A 15,725-nucleotide genomic window follows, 5' to 3' on the forward strand; every position below is an offset into this window, starting at 1 on the left:
TCTCTAGTGCGGAAGTTCGTCGTTTTCCAGAAGCGATGCGAAAAAGGTCAATTCTTCCGGGTACTGTTTGAAAATTGTCTCCATGACCAGCGAGTTGATGCGGCCGACGGTGCGGCACTCGAGCACCTTGCGCAACAGCTCGCGGCACTCGCGCATCCGGGTCTGCCGGATGACGCGCTTGATGCCCGGTATGGCCTGCGGCGTCAAGGAGATCGAGTCGATGCCCATGCCCATGAGCAGGGGCACGCAGTACGGATCGGAGGCGACTTCGCCGCACAGACTCACGGCAATGCCCGCCTCGTGAGCGGCGTCCACCACCAGCTTGATGGCGCGCAGGGTGGCCGGATGCAACGGCTGGTACAGGTATGAAACGTGGCTGTTGGTGCGGTCCACGCCGATGCTGTACTGAATCAGGTCGTTGGTGCCGATGCTGAAGAAGTCCACTTCCTGCGCCAGCAGATCCGCGATCATCACGGCCGAGGGCAGCTCGATCATGATGCCCACCGGCATCTCAGGATCATACTCCACGCCTTCGCGACGGAGCTCCGCCTTGGCCTGCGCCAGCCATGCCTTGGCCTGACGCACTTCCTTGATGCCTGAAATCATCGGGAACATGAGGGCGACGTTGCCGTGCGCCGAGGCACGCAGGATCGCTCGCAACTGCGTCTTGAAAATCCTCGGATGCTTGAGGCAGAAACGGATGGCCCGCAGCCCCATGGCCGGGTTTGCCTCGTCCAGCATCCCGAAACTGCTCATGAACTTGTCGGAACCGAGGTCGAGACTGCGGAAGATGACCTTGCGGGGCTTCATGATGGAGGCCAGATCCGAGTACTTCTGGTACAGCTCGTCCTCGCTCGGCAGGTCGGAGCGGCTCATGTAGGCATACTCCGTCCGATACAGGCCGATGCCCTCGCCGCCGCTGTCCAGCACCGCCGCCACTTCCTCCACCAGCTCGATGTTGGCGTGCACGTCCACCTTGAATCCGTCGAAGGTCTCGGCCGGGAGCTGGCACTGAAGGCGGGTCTGCCTCGTGTATTCCTCGAACTGGGCGGCCCGCTCGTTATAGTCGGTCAGCTCCTCTTCGCTGGGATTGACCACGATGCGGCCCTGCAGGCCGTCCACCACGATCAGGTCGCCGTCGCTGATCACCTCTTCGAGCCGGTTCACGCCCACGAGCGCGGGGATGCCCAGCGTACGGGCCATGATGCCCGTATGCGAGGTCTTGCCGCCCTGTACCGTGGCAAAGGCCATGATCCTGTTCACTTCCAGTTCGGCAATGTCCGCCGGAGAGAGGTCGTGAGCGAGGATGATCACGCGGCCCTGCACCGCGGCGCTGTCGGCGCCCTTGCCTATGAGCCTCGACTGGACGCGGTCGGCAACCACGTGCACGTCCTGCATCCTCTCGCGGATGTAAGGGTCTTCCACGGCGCCGAAGGCCGCTTCCTGATCGGCCACGGACTTTTCCAGCGCCCACTCTGCATTGAGGCCGAGGGTGCGGATGTACTCCGCCGCCGTGTTGGAAAGTTTGGGATCGCCCAGCATCATGAGATGCGTGTCGATGAGCAGGGCGTAGTCCTGAAGCTCTGCGGGGACTTTTTCGCGAACGGCCTGCATCTCCTGACGCACGGTCTCGAAAGCCGCGTTCAACCGCTCCACCTCGCCTTCAATGCTGGAGGCGGGCACTGTGTTGCGCGGCAGGTGCGCCTTGTGGCTGCGGTTGACGAACACGGCCTTGCCGATGGCAATGCCCGTCGCCACGGAAATACCGCTGATAGTCTTGCCGTTCACTTTTCCTTCTACTCCTCGCTGAAGCGATTCTCGAAGAGCCGCGACAGCCTGTCCAGCGCCTGCGGCGCGTCGTCGCCGCTGGCCCTGAGTTCCAGAGTGGTTCCTTCTCCGACGGCAAGTGTGAGTATGTCGAGAATACTCTTGGCGTCAACCACCTGCTCGCCGGAAGCGATGCTCACCGACGCACTGAAGCCCTGAGCGGCCTGAGCCAGTTTGCCCGCGGGCCGCGCATGGAGCCCGTTGGGACTGCTGACCACGACTTCCCGCGTGTGCGTCTCCCCGTTGCCGCCGGGGGTCGAATCGTTTTTGACCATATATCCTTCGTCCTTGATCGGTTTCGAAAACCGTTCGACAGTTCCTGTATCACATTCCGGGCACCACGGACATGATGGTTTGCGCCGTTAACCCTATTTCCGGCAACAGTTCGGTCATCAGCAGAAACGCCGCGGCCGCGAACACCCGCGAGATCAGACCGGTGTTGACGAACCTCCCGAACAGTGTCAGCGCGGAGACGCCGAGCACCCACTGCCACCAGACCATGGGCTGCGGCCATATCTGGGCCCAGATGACCACCAGCAACCCGGCGTTGGCGTACTTCAGCCTCGCGCCCCAGTTTATGAGATCCCAGCGCCTGAGCCGCTCCAGAAACTGCAAGCCGTTCCGCAGCCCGGCCAGAAAGGTCAGCGCCCGGAAGCCCTGCAGACCGGCGAAGAGCAGCAAGCCGAGCACGAAGGGGGCCACTTGCAGCCCCGCAAGGAGCATGGCCGTGGTCGCCAGCGCCCAGAACACGAGCAGGCTCCCGGCGAAAACCGAGTCCCCCAGCGCCGAGAGGGTATAGCTTGTGGTGTCGCGCACCTTGTGGAACATCTTTTCTGGAAACCGTCCGTCATGGATGTTCTGTTCAAGGTGCAGGTAAATGCCCGCGAGACAGGGAAGCCAGAACGGATGCGACTGATGATGCCGCACATAGCGCCGCAGGGCTCTGCGGTATGCGGCGGGGTCCGGATGGATGGCACGCAGGCCGGGCATCATAGCATAGGTCATGCCTATGTTCTGCATGCCGCGGGTGTTGAAGCAGGCGCCGCCCAGCCAGCAGCGCACGAACGTACGCATGAAGGCCTGCGCCTTGCCCTCCCGCATGAGGCTATCCGTGCTGCCGAGTCCGATGGCCGTTCCCTCCAAGAAAACCGATTCAGCCGGGAAGCAGGCTGATTCTCTGAAGATAGCGCGAAATCAGGATCGCCGCCACCACCTTGAGTTCGTCCCACGGCGCAAACGGGATAACCCCCACCGTGAGCGTCTTGCCCCAGGTGAGATCAAGCGACATCTTCAGCCACACCGAGCCGATGCCGTAGATGACCAGCATGGCGCACAGGCCCCAGAACAGGCCGGAAATCCAGCCGAAGTTCCCTTCCGTGTCACGCGCCCGCCCAGTAAAGACCGGTGACAGCAGGAAGCCCAGAAGATAGCCCCCGGTCGGCCCCAGCGCGTAGCCGATGCCCGCGCCCCCGCCGCTGAAGACCGGCAGCCCGGCGATTCCAGCCAGAATGTAAAGCCCGACGGCGGCCACGCCGTATCGCGGCCCGAGGAGCATGCCCGCAAGAAAGACGAACAGCGGCTGCATGGATATCGGCACCGGCCCGATCGGGACGATGAGATACGCGCCCACGGCGATGGACGAGGCCATGATGGCCGTCCAGACGATGAGACTCAAACGATGAATGCCTTCAGCCATTATGTATCTCCGATTCTCCGGCGCCGACGGGATCCAGCCCGGCCGCGCGGATGCGTTCAAGGTCCTCTGCCGGGCCCTCGCCCGGCGTTGTCAGATAGTCGCCCGTCATGACTCCGGTAATGCCCGCCCCGAAAGGCACCGACGCACTCTCCGGGCCGAACACGGCGGGGCGACCGCCGCAGAGCCGCAGCTGTCTGTCCGGCAGCAGGAACCTCAGCAGCGCCAGCGTCCGAAGCGCCTCCGAGGCCGACATCACGGGACGCTCCTCCAGCGGCGTTCCCGGCACCGGGGTCAGAAAATTCACCGGGACCGAGGGCACCCCCAGCTCCGCAAGCGTCAACGCCAGCTCGGCGCGCTGCTCCCAGCTCTCACCCAGCCCGAAGATACCGCCGGAGCACACGAAAAGACCTTCCGCCAGCGCGTCCCGAACGGCCTGTACGTCCTCTTCATAATCGTGCGTGGAGCAGATGCGGGGAAAAAACGAGGCCGAGGTCTCCAGATTATGGTGGTATCCGGCCATGCCCGCCCGCTTCAACCGGCGCAGCACGCCGCGGCTCACGATGCCCGGCGACGCGTCGGGCGTCACCCCTGCCTCGGCCGCCGCCCGCAGACAGCGTGAAAAATCGTCCAGTTCACCCTCACGCAGCCCCGTACCGCTGATGACGACCCCGAACCGGCTCGCGCCGCCCCGTTTCGCCTCCTGCGCCGCGCGCCCGACCTCGGCAGGATCCAGCAGAGGATATTCTTCGCAGCCCGTGTCGTGGTGCGCGGACTGGGCGCAGAACGAACAGTTCTCGGGACACCGCCCGCTGCGGGCGTTGACGATGGCGCACACATGCATCCGGTTGCCGAAAAAATGCCGCCGCACGGACTGCGCGGCGCGCATCAACTCACCCAGCCGCTCATCCGGACACAGGGCCACGGCCTCGATGTCGGCATCGGCAAGAGGCATGCGCTCGACGGCGCGCTTCACCAGACGCTCGAAAGTCATTGCGTACGCATCCTTGCATAAAGCTGTTTGGGGGTCCAGCCGCTCAACCGCGCCGCGGCCCGCCGGGCGACCTCCTTGGGCTTGCCGCCGGCCCCGGCCTCCTGCGCCAACACGCGATCGGCCTCTTCGGCCTCGCTCACGGCTCCCTCCTCGGGCGGACCGATGACCACCGTCGCCTCGCCTTTTATTTCGAAGTGCGCCGCATCCGGCGAAGCGAGGGTGCCGTAGAGGTACTCCTCATAATCCTTGGTCAGCTCGCGGGCGATGCAGTACGGGCGATCCCCCAGCGCCTTGAACGCGGCGGAGAGGGAAGCCTCCAGCCGGGTCTTGCGCTCGAAGAACACCAGCGTGGCTCCAGTATCCCGATATACCTGGAAAAACTTGAGAGCCTGTCCCTCCTTGCGCGGCGGAAAACCGAGGAAGGCGTATGGGATGGGCGGCAGCCCGCAGGCGGAGAGCGCGGTCACCGGGGCGCTGGGACCGGGCACGGGCCGCACGGGCAGGCCGGCGTCGCGGCAGCCTCGCACGAGCCGGAAGCCGGGATCGGACATCAACGGCGTCCCGGCGTCGGAGACGAGGGCCACGGCCTCGCCCGCCTCGATCCGGTCCAGTACCATGGCGGTCTTCGCCGCCTCGTTGTGCTCGTGAAAACTGGTCATGTCGCCGGAGCGCGCCACGCCGCAGCGCTGAAGCAGCAGCCCGGTGCGTCGGGTGTCCTCCGCCAGTATCAGGGATGCGGCGGAGAGGACTCCGGCCGCCCTCGGCGAGAGGTCCGCGTCATTGCCCAGCGGCGTGGCCACCACGTACAGGCCGGGCGCGGGAAAATCGTTCGAATCGTTCATGGCTGGTACCGTCCTGTGGAATCGGGGGTTCTTCTACCACCGGCAGCCGTGGGACGGAAGCGGCAATTTTCCGGTTTTCAGGTGTAATCCGCGGCGTCGATCACGTCACGATACAGGGCGACCTCGAGGCCTTCCGGCCCTTCGGAGACCGCGGCCAGATCGAAGCGGCACGGCATGTCCCACAAGTCGTGGGCGGAAAGATACTGTGAAGCGGCCCTGACCAGCCGCGAACACTTCTCCCGGCTCAGGGCCTGCGACGCGCAGCCGCGCGAGCCGCGCCCGCGCGTCTTCACCTCGACGAACACGAGCGTGTCCCGGTCGCGGCAGACCAGATCAAGCTCCAGACGGCCGTGACGCCAGTTGCGCTCCAGCACACGAAACCCTTCGGATTCCAGATGGCGGGCCGCCGCATCTTCGCCCAAGCCGCCCGCGCCGGGCATTATGCTCTTCAGAATCGCACGCATGACGCCGAGTAGCACACCCCCGCGCGCCGGTCCACAATCCGCCCGCTCACATTTCCTTGAACTTGCAGGGCGCGAGGAGTATGCAGTCCGCATGAAACACGACGACACCAACGCACAGGGCGGCGCGGCTTCGGCTCGCGACCGCGTCACGCGGATTGCGGACTTTCTCTTCGAATGCGGCATGCTCCGCAAGACGCCGAGGACGGGCTACCAGTTCCTCGGCTCCGGCTCGGAGAATGTGGCCGAGCACTCCTTCCGCACGGCTGTCATCGGCTACGTGCTGGCGCGCATGGCCGACGCCGACGAAGCCCGGACCACCCTGCTGTGCCTCTTCCACGACCTGCACGAGGCAAGAACCGGTGACTTCAACTACGTCAACCGCATCTACAACAGCTCCACGCGCACCATGGCGCTGGAGCATGCCACGGCAGGAACCGGTCTCGCGGACGAGCTGCTGCCCATGTGGGAAGAGCTGGAAGCGGTGCAGACGCTGGAAGCCAGGCTCGCGCAGGACGCGGACCAGCTTGACTTCATCCTGAACCTCAAGGAAGAGGCGGACATGGGCAACCGCTACGCCACCCAGTGGCTGGAGATCGCGGTACAACGCGTACGCACGCAGTGGGGGCGGGAACTTGCCGAGACCATCGCCCGCACCGACCACAAGGACTGGTGGTTTCTCGGTCCCGATCCGGACTGGTGGATTCGAAAGAATGGAAAGAAGTAGCCCGCAACAGCCCCGCAGACGTTCCTATTCCAGAAAAAACCGCCCGAGAATCGCTTCGATCCGACCGCTTTCGACCATGGCCCCGAGCGCCGCGTCGAACCGATCCACCTCGGCGGCCTTTTCGGGGTTGCGGGTGTAGCCGATGTAGTAATCCACGTCCGTGTGTTTGCCGGCATACTCCAGATTGCCCAGATGCAGCTTGGCCATGAGGGCCATCCCGACCGCGCGGTTGGAGAAGACCGCATCGACTCTGCCCCAGGCGAGCTTCTTGAACGCCTCCTCGTCATCCGGGGTCATATCTATGAAAAAGTCCCCGTTCATCTCGCCCCTGAGCGCCTCCAGCGTTGCAGAGGTCTTGGAGGGACCATACACGCCCACCATCTTCTCCCGCAGCGCCTGCATTCCCCGCTCCCGCAGAGGAGTCGATTTGTCCGTGCGGACGAAAAAGCCGTACTCGGTGCGGACCACTCGTCTGGAAAAACGCAGCCACACGGCCCGTTCAACCGTTTTGCCGATCAGAAACAGCGCGTCCGCCCGCCCCTGCTTCAGGAGCATCTGCGCCCGCGGCCACGGAAGAATCTGCACATCGCAGTCCAGTCCCTGCTCCGCACAGACCGTCTCCACCATCTCCACGCCCGGCCCGGAAGGCACGCCGTCGACCAAATACGTGAAGGGCGGGAAGTCCTGCGTGAGGAAAACAAGCCCCTTCCCTTCGACGGCACCGGCGGGCGCGGCGACCAGAATCAGCATCAGTACGGCAAACCATTTTCGCACGCTCCACCTCCCTCTTCGAGCTCACACCGCATGTGCCTCATTTCCTTCGACCATATCCCCAATTTGTATATGTTGAACATTATTTCCAATGCGCGGCGCCGGGATAATCATGGTTTCAATACCGCGCTTGCGAACTCCCATTGAATTCTGTAATAGTCGCTAAGCTAAGCAGACGGACAAGGCTTGGGCGCGCTGTTGGGGACTGGCGGCGTCCAAAGATTTCCGTCATCGGGGAAAGAAATGTCACAAGCTGTGAGGGGAACTACCTCCCCGTTCGCCACGCTGGGCGCGGCGTTCCTGGGGTTTGTGGGGGAATTGGGCGCGCTGGCCATTTTCTTCCTCGATTCCCTGCGTCTTGTCTTCGCCGGATGGGGGCAGTTCGCCAAGATCATCCGTCAGATATACTTCATCGGCGTGCAATCCATCAGCGTCATCGCCCTCATCGGCGGTTTCGCGGGCATGGTCATGGGCATGCAGCTGTATTTCGCGCTGTCCATTTTCGGCGCCGACGGCTTCCTCGGTGCCGGGGTCGGGCTCTCCATGGTGCGCGAGCTCGCGCCCGTGCTGACGGCCATCATGCTCACCGGACGCGCCGGCTCGGCCATGACCGCCGAGATAGGCGTCATGCGCATCTCCGAACAGATCGACGCGCTGACCATCATGGACATCAACCCCATGCGCTACCTCGTGGCGCCCAAGATGGCGGCCTGCATCATCAGCTTCCCCATCCTGACCACCTTCTTCAATCTCATCGCCATCACCGGCGGCTGGCTCACCGGCGTCAAGCTGCTCGGGGCTAACGAAGGGGTCTACTGGGCGCGCGTGCAGGAATCGCTCAGCTGGAGCGACATCGAAGGCGGACTCATCAAGTCTCTCGTCTTCGCCTGCATCGTCTGCACCATCTGCTGTTTCGAAGGATATTTCACCCACACCCGCAAAGGGCATGTGGGGCCCGAGGGCGTCAGCCAGTCCACCACCTCGGCGGTGGTCAAGGCCTGTGTCGTTACCCTCGCCTCCGACTACATTCTCACCTCGATACTGTGGTAGGAGGGATGACGGCATGACGAAAGCACCGGGAATACGCACGGAACATCTGAGCATCGGCTACGGGGGAACCCCCGTGGCCTCGCAGCTCGATCTGGAGATGCCGGCTGGCAGGGTGACGGTGGTCGTGGGCGGCTCCGGGTGCGGCAAGTCCACCCTCGTGAAGCACATCCTGCGGCTGCACGACCCCATTGAAGGCCGCGTCTTCGTGGGTGAGCACGAGGTGCATTCCCTCTCCGGCAAGGCGGCCCGCTGCTTCAAGCAGCGCATGGGCGTGCTGTTTCAGGACGGCGCCCTGCTTGGCTCCCTGACCATTGCGGACAACCTCGCCCTGCCTCTTCGCGAGCACACCAAGCTGACCGAAGCGGAAATACTCGAGATCGTGCGCAACAAGCTCCAGCTCGTGGGACTGGAGGGGACCGACGACAAATACCCCACGGAACTTTCCGGCGGCATGCGCAAACGCGCAGGGCTCGCGCGGGCGCTGGTCATGGATCCGCAGGTGTTGTTCTGCGACGAGCCCACCTCCGGGCTGGACCCCATTCTTTCCGCCGAGCTGGACCAACTGCTCCTGGAGATGATGGCGCACTTCGACATGACCATGATCGTGGTCAGCCACGACCTGGCAAGCATGCGGGCCATTGCGGACCACGTGGTGCTGCTGGGCGACGGGCGGTGCCTGTTTCAGGGCTCCGTGGAGGAGCTGGACGCCACCGAGGATCAGTACCTCAGGCGATTCCTCGACAGGCTTCCCGCAGAGCGCAGCACCCCTCGACTGACCATGCCGGCGCTGGATTCCTCCAAACTCAAGATCGACTGCAGCAGGCTGCTGGACTAAAGGACAGGTTCCGAGAGGATGAGCAACATGAAGAAATACAGCAAGGAAACGGCCGTCGGCATTTTCGTCTTTGTCGGGCTTCTCGCCATGGTCTACATGAGCGTGAAACTCGGCAACGTGGGCATCTTCAGCGACAGCCACTGGACCCTGAAAGCCAGCTTCACCGACGTCTCCGGGCTCAAGAACAACGCCCCCGTGCAAATGTACGGCGTCAAGATTGGTTACGTCAGCGCCATCACCCTCAACCAGAAGGACGGCGTGGCTGACGTGGACATGAAAATCCACGAGGACGTCGACGTCACCGACGACTCCATCGCCTCGGTGAAGACCAGCGGTCTCATCGGGGACAAGTACATAAAGATCACGCCGGGCCTTGGCGGCCCGATCGAACCGGGCGGCTTCCTGTTCGACACCGAACCGGCCATCGACCTTGAAGACCTCATCAGCAAATTCGCATTCGGGAAGGTATAGACATGCGCAAAACCATTCTTTGCACCATTGTAACGACCATCGCCCTGTTGGGGTTCGCAGCTTCGGCCCTTGCTGCCGAGTCGCCGCAGAAACGCGTCGAGGAAGGCGTCGGCGAGATCGTCGAGCTGCTCAAGGACGGTCGCCTGCAGAACAACGACAAGCGCGCTGCCGCCCTTGAGGACATCTCCAAACTTTCCGACAAGTACTTTGATTACAAGTACCTCGCCATGATGGCCGTGGGCCGTCCGTGGCTGAAGATGGACGAGGACACGCGCGAGGAGCTGACCGGGGTCTTTCGGAAGGTGCTCGAACTCAACTACCTTCCCAAGCTCGAAGGCTACTCCGGTCAGAAGATCAACTACACCAAGGAAATGGTTCGCGGAGACAAGGCCATGGTGCTGACCGAGGTCATTGACAAGGACCAGAAAATCTCCGTAAACTACAGACTGGTGAAAATTGACGGCGTGTGGATGGTTTACGACATCATCGCCGAAGGCATCAGCCTGGTGAAGAACTATCGCACCCAGTTCGCCGAAATCCTGCATGACGGCGACGCGAAGACCCTGATCGACAAGCTCCGGCAGAAAGCCGAGGAACTTGAAGCCGCTCAACGAGCCGAAAACGGAAACTAGCCATGCGCCTGAAAATCATTCTGGCATTCGCCATCGTTCTTTTCGCCGCCTCAACGGCTCTCGCTTCCGGGCCTACCTGCCCATCGGATCAGCTTGCCCAGTACAATTTCAACGAAGACGTCTGGGACGACTCCGGCAACCTTGTCGAAGGGGACGCAACCCCCAGCGCGCAGCAGCCCGATGCAAGCGAGCTGGCCTCAGACCCGTTCGAGGGCTGGAACCGCTTCTGGTTCCAGTTCAACGACAGCCTCTACTACGGCCTCTTCAAGCCCATCGCCAAGGGCTACGGGTACGTGGTGCCTGAAAAGCTGCGCGTGAACTTCCGCAATTTCTTCCGCAACCTGCTCTTCCCGGTCCGCTTCGTGAACTGCCTGCTGCAGGGCAAGTTTCAGGGTGCCGGACTGAACATGTCGCGGTTCATGGTCAACACCGTCTTCGGCCTCGGCGGGCTGGGCGATCCCGCTTCGGCGCACAAGAAGGCGCGCCCGGAGATCCCCGACGGAAAGGAAGACTTCGGCCAGACCCTTGGCCATTGGGGCTTCGACAACGGTCCCTATCTTGTATGGCCCGTCATGGGTCCCAGCACCGTGCGCGACACCGCCGGTTTCGCCGGGGACTACTTCGTCTCCGTGGACACCTACGTGCTGAGCTTCTGGCAGGCCGTGGGCTACTTCGCGTTCGGCCGCGTCAACTATCTTTCGCTCAATCTCGATCAGTACGACACGCTCAAGCAGGGCGCCATCGATCCCTATCAGGCGTTCAAGGATGCCTACCTGCGTATGCGCGCCAAGGAAATCGCCGAATAGCGATGCTCATAGCCGTCATTTCCGACACGCACATGGGCTCGCCTCCGGCCTGGCTGGATGAAGTGTACGCGCGTTGGCTGGAACCGGCCGACGCGCTTCTTCATTGCGGCGATATCACCAGCCCCTCGGTCTGGTCCTACTTCCTCCAGCACCCGCAGTTTCACTGTGTTCGCGGCAACTGCGACTGGGACCCGACTCTCGTGGACCAGCTTCAGCCCCTGCAGACCGTCAATGTCGGCGGGCTCACCGTGGGCATGACGCACGGCTGGGGTCCACGCCCGCAGGTGCCGGAAAAAGTCGCCGAAGCCTTCTCAGCCGACTGTGACCTCGTCTGCTACGGCCACACTCACGCTCGGGACTGGTCCGTGCGGGGCGGCCTGCGCCTCTGCAATCCCGGCAGTCTCGGGGAATCCGGTTCCCTCGCGCACATCACCGTGGCCGACGACGGCACCATGGACTGCCGGTTCGTCAGCGTCCGGTAAGGCACCGACACTCACACCCCACCGCCTCCGCAAATGCCGCGTCACCGCACGCGAGCATTGTTGCAACCCTTGCGAAGTGTTACACTTGCAGGAAAAGGAGGAAAAATGACGCGCACACCCCTTATCACCGCCGCTTTCGCGGCCATGCTCACCTCGGGCTGCACGGGACACGGCCCCGGCTCGCCCGGCGGCTACTCCGGACACATGGGCGGGATGCCTTTCGGCGGTTTCGGCATGATAGTCCTCATTGCCGCCATCGGATTCATCATTGTGTTGATGATGCGCGGCTCTGCAGGGAGAAATACCCAGGAGAAAACCTCGCTGGACATTCTCAAGGAACGGTACGCCAGAGGCGAGATCGACCACGAGGAGTTCGAGAGAATCAAGAGCAAGTTGGAGGAGTGATCCGGTCGGGGCATACGCACGCGCCGCTTCGTGGACAGTTTCATGAGGCCGTGATATCTTTCTCGGCCCTGTCATGAAGGAGTCAGCAGCATGAAATTCTCCGGCATCAACCTCCTCGACGAACTGCGTCGCCCCGAACTGGAAGACCTGCGCCGGAACTTCCGTGAACGATCGGTCAGGAAGGGCAGCATCATCTTTCGTCCCGACGAAGAAGAGGATCTGGTCTTCATCATCTCCTCGGGACGGGTTCGCATCTACCTTGGCTACGAGGACAAGGAGTTCACCCTCGGCATCCTGAACCCCGGCGACCTGTACTCCACCCACGCCGACTGTTACGTGCAGGCTCTGGAAGACACCGCGCTGCTGACCACGGACGTGAACTCGGTCAAGAACTGCATGGCGCAGATTCCCCTGTTCAACCGCACCATGGTTCGCGTTCTGGGTCACATCCTGAAGAACTCGTTCTCGGTTATTGACGGCCTCGTGTTTCGCGACATCAACACCCGGCTGGTGAACTTCCTGCTCAAGGAGGCCGAGGAAGGCACGACGCACGAAGACGGTACCGTCGAGATCGAGACCGGCCTGACCGTGGAGCAGCTTTCCCAACTCCTCGGAGCCACCCGCCAGACGGTCTCCACCCTCATCAACAACCTCGTCCGCGACGGCCTCATCCGCAAGAAAGGGCGTTCGAAATGGCTGCTGCCGGACCCGCAGGCCCTGCGCGCCAGAGTCGAACCAGGCTCCCATGGACTTGAATGAAGCGGTTTCTCGGATTTTATACCCGCAATGTCGGATACCCGACAAAAACTTGTGCCGGAATTGTCTATAGTGAGCACCGAGGCTCTCAGCCTCACGCCGTAGATGACACAACGCCCAACCCATCGGGAGGTAAGAGGTATGGCAAAGGAACCTCGTCCGGTAGAAGAACTGTCCATCTGGGAAGATGCGCAGGCCATGATGAAAAAGGCCCGAGCCGAAGGAATCGAGACGGTTCACGAGCGGCTCCAGCAACAGACCCCCCACTGTAAATTCTGCGAACTCGGCGTCAGCTGCCGAATCTGTACCATGGGGCCGTGCAAGGTCACCCCCAAGGCACCGCGCGGCGTGTGCGGCGCGGACGCCGACGTCATCGTCGCGCGCAACTTCGGCCGCTTCATCGCCGGCGGCTCGGCCGGTCACTCCGACCACGGCCGCGACCTCATCGAAGTGCTCGAAGCCATCGTGGAAGGTGACACCAAGGATTACTCCATCTCGGATGAAAACAAGCTGCGGGCCATTGCCGCGGAAGTCGGTGTGGAGACCGAAGGCCGCGAGATCATGGACGTCGCCCGGGACGCGGTCGAGGTCTTCTTCAGCGACTTCGGCAGCCGGAAAAAGCAGGTGGCCTTCCTGAGCCGCGTGCCTGAAAAGCGCCGCCAGATATGGGACAAGCTCGGCATGACTCCGCGCGGCGTTGACCGCGAAATCGCCGAGATGATGCACCGCACGCACATGGGCTGCGACAACGACGCGCCCAACACCATGGTCCACGCCGCCCGCACCTCGCTCTCCGACGGCTGGGCCGGGTCCATGATCGGCACCGAGCTTTCCGACGTGATCTTCGGAACGCCCACGCCCTCCATGTCCGAGGCCAACCTCGGCGTCATCAAGGAGGACAAGGTCAACCTGCTGGTGCACGGCCACAACCCGGTGGTCTCGGAAATGATCCTCGCCGCCGCGCGCGAACCCGAGCTGGTCAAGGAGGCCGAAGCACTCGGCGCCAAGGGAATCAACGTGGCGGGGCTCTGCTGTACCGGCAACGAACTGCTCATGCGTCAGGGAATCCCCATGGCGGGCAACCACCTCATGACCGAGCTGGCCCTGCTGACCGGCGCGGTGGAAGCCGTGGTGGTGGATTACCAGTGCATCATGCCCAGCCTCGTGCAGATCGCGGGCTGCTACCACACGCGCTTCATCGACACCGCCCAGAAGGCGCGCTTCACCGGCGCCATCCATTACGACATTCACCCGCATAACGCCATGGAACAGGCGCGCGACATCGTCCGGCTGGCCATCAAGGCCTACGCTGAACGCGACGCCTCCCGCGTGGACATCCCCTGCGAGCCCGTGAAGCTCATGACCGGCTTCTCCAACGAGGCGGTCATCGGCGCCCTCGGCGGCAGCCTGACCCCGCTGGTGGACGCCATCAAGGCGGGCGACATCCGCGGCGCCGTCGGCATCGTGGGCTGCAACAACCCCAAGTTCCAGCAGGACTCCATGAACGTGGGCCTCGCCAAGGAACTCATCAAGAAGGACATCCTCGTATTGGCAACCGGCTGCGTGACCACCGCGGCAGGCAAGGCCGGACTGCTGGTGCCCGAGGCCATCGAGATGGCCGGCCCCGGCCTCAAGAAGGTCTGCGGCTCGCTGGGCATTCCGCCGGTCCTGCACTACGGCTCCTGCGTGGACAACTCCCGCATCCTGCAGCTGTGCGCCGCGCTCGCCAACGAGATCGGCGTGGACATCAGCGATCTGCCCGTGGGCGCGTCCTCGCCCGAATGGTATTCGGAAAAGGCCGCCGCAATCGGCCTGTACGCCGTGGCAAGCGGCATATACACCCATCTGGGCCATCCGCCGAACATCCTCGGCTCCGAGACCGTGACCAACATCGCCACCTCGGGCCTCGAAGATCTGGTGGGCGCCTCGTTCGTCATCGAGCCGGACCCGGTCAAGACCGCGGAGCTGTTCGACGAGCGCATCAGGAGCAAGCGCAAGGCCCTCGGGCTGAGCGAATAGAACGCCAATGGGGGCGGGTTTTCCCGCCCCCGTTTTCACCATCGGAGCACCCGGAATGAAGCTCGCTTTCGCAGGAAAAGGCGGCGTGGGAAAGACCTCGCTCACCGCCTGGATGGCCGACCTGCTGGCCCGACAGGGAAGAAACGTCTGGATGATCGACGCGGACACGGCCCTGTCCCTCGGGCAGGCATCCGGGCTCGACGAGTCCGCCCTGCCCGAACCCATCATCGCCCGTCAGGATTTGGTCAGGGAGCGCATCCACGAAGGCGGCTTCCTCAACCTGAATCCCGACGTCGGCGACCTGCCGGAAACCCTTGCCGTGGACGTCCCGCTGTGCGGCGCCACCGAACCCGGCATCGCACCGGGACGCAAGCGCCTGCTGGTCATGGGGGCGCTCACCAACGCCGGCGGCGGCTGCGCCTGCGACGCCAACGCCCTGCTCAAGGCCCTCCTCGCAAGCCTCGTCATGGACAGCGACGATTGCGTGCTGGTAGACCTTGAAGCGGGCGTGGAGCACCTCGGACGCGGAACGGTCACGCATGTGGACGGCCTCGTTGTTGTCAGCGAACCGAGCTTCCGCAGCTTCCGGGTGGCTTCCGATGTCAGCCGCATGGCCTCGGACCTCGGCCTGACCAATCAGGTGCTGGCCGTGAACCGCTACACCGGCGGCGAGCCGCCCGAACTGCCAGCCCTGCCCGCCGCACGTGTCACCCTCCCGCCACTTGACGGCCTCGCACAGCGGCAGATGACCAGCGGCAATGTGCTCGGCATCCCGGAAACACCGCAGATAGAACAGACGCTCCGCTCCCTGCTGGCCTCGCTCGGCTTCTAGCCCTCCTTTCACTGTACGCAATGAGCCGATCCGAAACTTTCGGGTCGGCTTTTTGCGTTTTGCCCTGCAAACCAGACAGCACAGTGCGCAAACCAAGGTTGTCACCCCGCGCGCCACTTCAC

19 protein-coding genes are annotated in these 15,725 nt (G+C 63.2%); 11 read left to right on the forward strand and 8 right to left on the reverse strand.

What is annotated here, in order from left to right; genetic code table 11:
* Positions 1 to 3 precede the first annotated feature (3 nt).
* The 7 genes from ptsP to BR24_RS05165 form a co-directional block, all read right to left on the reverse strand.
* A complete protein-coding gene (gene ptsP, locus BR24_RS05135; RefSeq protein WP_496540436.1) occupies positions 4 to 1,788 on the reverse strand; it encodes a phosphoenolpyruvate--protein phosphotransferase in 1,785 nt (594 codons plus the stop codon).
* Positions 1,789 to 1,796: 8 nt separating this feature from the next.
* Positions 1,797 to 2,102 (reverse strand): HPr family phosphocarrier protein, encoded by a 306-nt coding sequence (locus BR24_RS05140; RefSeq protein WP_496540437.1) that lies wholly within the window; start codon positions 2,100 to 2,102, stop codon positions 1,797 to 1,799.
* A 49-nt stretch (positions 2,103 to 2,151) separates the two neighbouring features.
* Positions 2,152 to 2,928: a PTS system mannose/fructose/sorbose family transporter subunit IID gene (locus tag BR24_RS05145; RefSeq protein WP_496540438.1), complete on the reverse strand. Its 777-nt coding sequence runs from the start codon at positions 2,926 to 2,928 to the stop codon at positions 2,152 to 2,154.
* A gap of 52 nt (positions 2,929 to 2,980) precedes the next feature.
* Positions 2,981 to 3,523, reverse strand: coding sequence for a biotin transporter BioY (locus tag BR24_RS05150; protein WP_496540439.1), 543 nt, complete (start codon positions 3,521 to 3,523; stop codon positions 2,981 to 2,983).
* Entirely contained in the window at positions 3,516 to 4,514 is a 999-nt protein-coding gene (gene bioB, locus BR24_RS05155) for a biotin synthase BioB (RefSeq protein ID WP_496540440.1), read from the reverse strand. Before bioB ends, BR24_RS05150 begins: the two co-directional genes overlap by 8 nt.
* Positions 4,511 to 5,356 (reverse strand): 16S rRNA (cytidine(1402)-2'-O)-methyltransferase, encoded by an 846-nt coding sequence (gene rsmI, locus BR24_RS05160; protein ID WP_496540441.1) that lies wholly within the window; start codon positions 5,354 to 5,356, stop codon positions 4,511 to 4,513. The genes bioB and rsmI overlap by 4 nt, the downstream gene beginning before the upstream one ends.
* 77 nt (positions 5,357 to 5,433) lie before the next feature.
* Positions 5,434 to 5,820, reverse strand: coding sequence for a YraN family protein (locus BR24_RS05165; RefSeq protein WP_496540442.1), 387 nt, complete (start codon positions 5,818 to 5,820; stop codon positions 5,434 to 5,436).
* Positions 5,821 to 5,911: 91 nt separating this feature from the next.
* Here BR24_RS05165 and BR24_RS05170 point away from each other — a divergent pair, with 91 nt between their 5' ends.
* Positions 5,912 to 6,544, forward strand: coding sequence for an HD domain-containing protein (locus BR24_RS05170; RefSeq protein ID WP_496540443.1), 633 nt, complete (start codon positions 5,912 to 5,914; stop codon positions 6,542 to 6,544).
* Between the two features lie 24 nt (positions 6,545 to 6,568).
* Here the strand turns inward: BR24_RS05170 and BR24_RS05175 are convergent, their stop codons facing one another.
* Entirely contained in the window at positions 6,569 to 7,318 is a 750-nt protein-coding gene (locus BR24_RS05175; RefSeq protein WP_496540444.1) for a substrate-binding periplasmic protein, read from the reverse strand.
* Between the two features lie 240 nt (positions 7,319 to 7,558).
* Here BR24_RS05175 and BR24_RS05180 point away from each other — a divergent pair, with 240 nt between their 5' ends.
* From BR24_RS05180 to BR24_RS05225, 10 genes are all read left to right on the forward strand, one after another.
* On the forward strand, positions 7,559 to 8,365 hold the full coding sequence (locus tag BR24_RS05180; RefSeq protein WP_496540445.1) for an MlaE family ABC transporter permease: 807 nt from the start codon (positions 7,559 to 7,561) through the stop codon (positions 8,363 to 8,365).
* A 13-nt stretch (positions 8,366 to 8,378) separates the two neighbouring features.
* A complete protein-coding gene (locus BR24_RS05185; RefSeq protein ID WP_496540446.1) occupies positions 8,379 to 9,200 on the forward strand; it encodes an ABC transporter ATP-binding protein in 822 nt (273 codons plus the stop codon).
* A gap of 27 nt (positions 9,201 to 9,227) precedes the next feature.
* Entirely contained in the window at positions 9,228 to 9,671 is a 444-nt protein-coding gene (gene mlaD, locus BR24_RS05190; RefSeq protein ID WP_496540447.1) for an outer membrane lipid asymmetry maintenance protein MlaD, read from the forward strand.
* Between the two features lie 2 nt (positions 9,672 to 9,673).
* The gene (locus BR24_RS05195; RefSeq protein ID WP_496540448.1) at positions 9,674 to 10,303 is read left to right on the forward strand and encodes an MlaC/ttg2D family ABC transporter substrate-binding protein; all 630 of its coding nucleotides are present in this window, start codon (positions 9,674 to 9,676) and stop codon (positions 10,301 to 10,303) included.
* A gap of 2 nt (positions 10,304 to 10,305) precedes the next feature.
* Positions 10,306 to 11,109 (forward strand): MlaA family lipoprotein, encoded by an 804-nt coding sequence (locus tag BR24_RS05200; protein ID WP_496540449.1) that lies wholly within the window; start codon positions 10,306 to 10,308, stop codon positions 11,107 to 11,109.
* Positions 11,110 to 11,111: 2 nt separating this feature from the next.
* Positions 11,112 to 11,591 carry a metallophosphoesterase family protein gene (locus BR24_RS05205; protein ID WP_496540450.1) on the forward strand — a complete coding sequence of 160 codons (480 nt, stop codon included), beginning with the start codon at positions 11,112 to 11,114 and terminating at the stop codon, positions 11,589 to 11,591.
* Positions 11,592 to 11,696: 105 nt separating this feature from the next.
* Positions 11,697 to 11,996 carry an SHOCT domain-containing protein gene (locus tag BR24_RS05210; protein WP_496540451.1) on the forward strand — a complete coding sequence of 100 codons (300 nt, stop codon included), beginning with the start codon at positions 11,697 to 11,699 and terminating at the stop codon, positions 11,994 to 11,996.
* Positions 11,997 to 12,086: 90 nt separating this feature from the next.
* Positions 12,087 to 12,755, forward strand: a complete 669-nt coding sequence (locus BR24_RS05215) for a Crp/Fnr family transcriptional regulator (protein WP_496540452.1) — start codon at positions 12,087 to 12,089, stop codon at positions 12,753 to 12,755.
* 138 nt (positions 12,756 to 12,893) lie between these two features.
* Complete coding sequence (cooS, locus tag BR24_RS05220; RefSeq protein WP_496540453.1) at positions 12,894 to 14,771, forward strand: anaerobic carbon-monoxide dehydrogenase catalytic subunit; 1,878 nt, start codon at positions 12,894 to 12,896, stop codon at positions 14,769 to 14,771.
* A 55-nt stretch (positions 14,772 to 14,826) separates the two neighbouring features.
* Complete coding sequence (locus BR24_RS05225) at positions 14,827 to 15,603, forward strand: ATP-binding protein (RefSeq protein ID WP_496540454.1); 777 nt, start codon at positions 14,827 to 14,829, stop codon at positions 15,601 to 15,603.
* Positions 15,604 to 15,725 lie beyond the last annotated feature (122 nt).

This window comes from Pseudodesulfovibrio halophilus DSM 5663 (assembly GCF_059568665.1).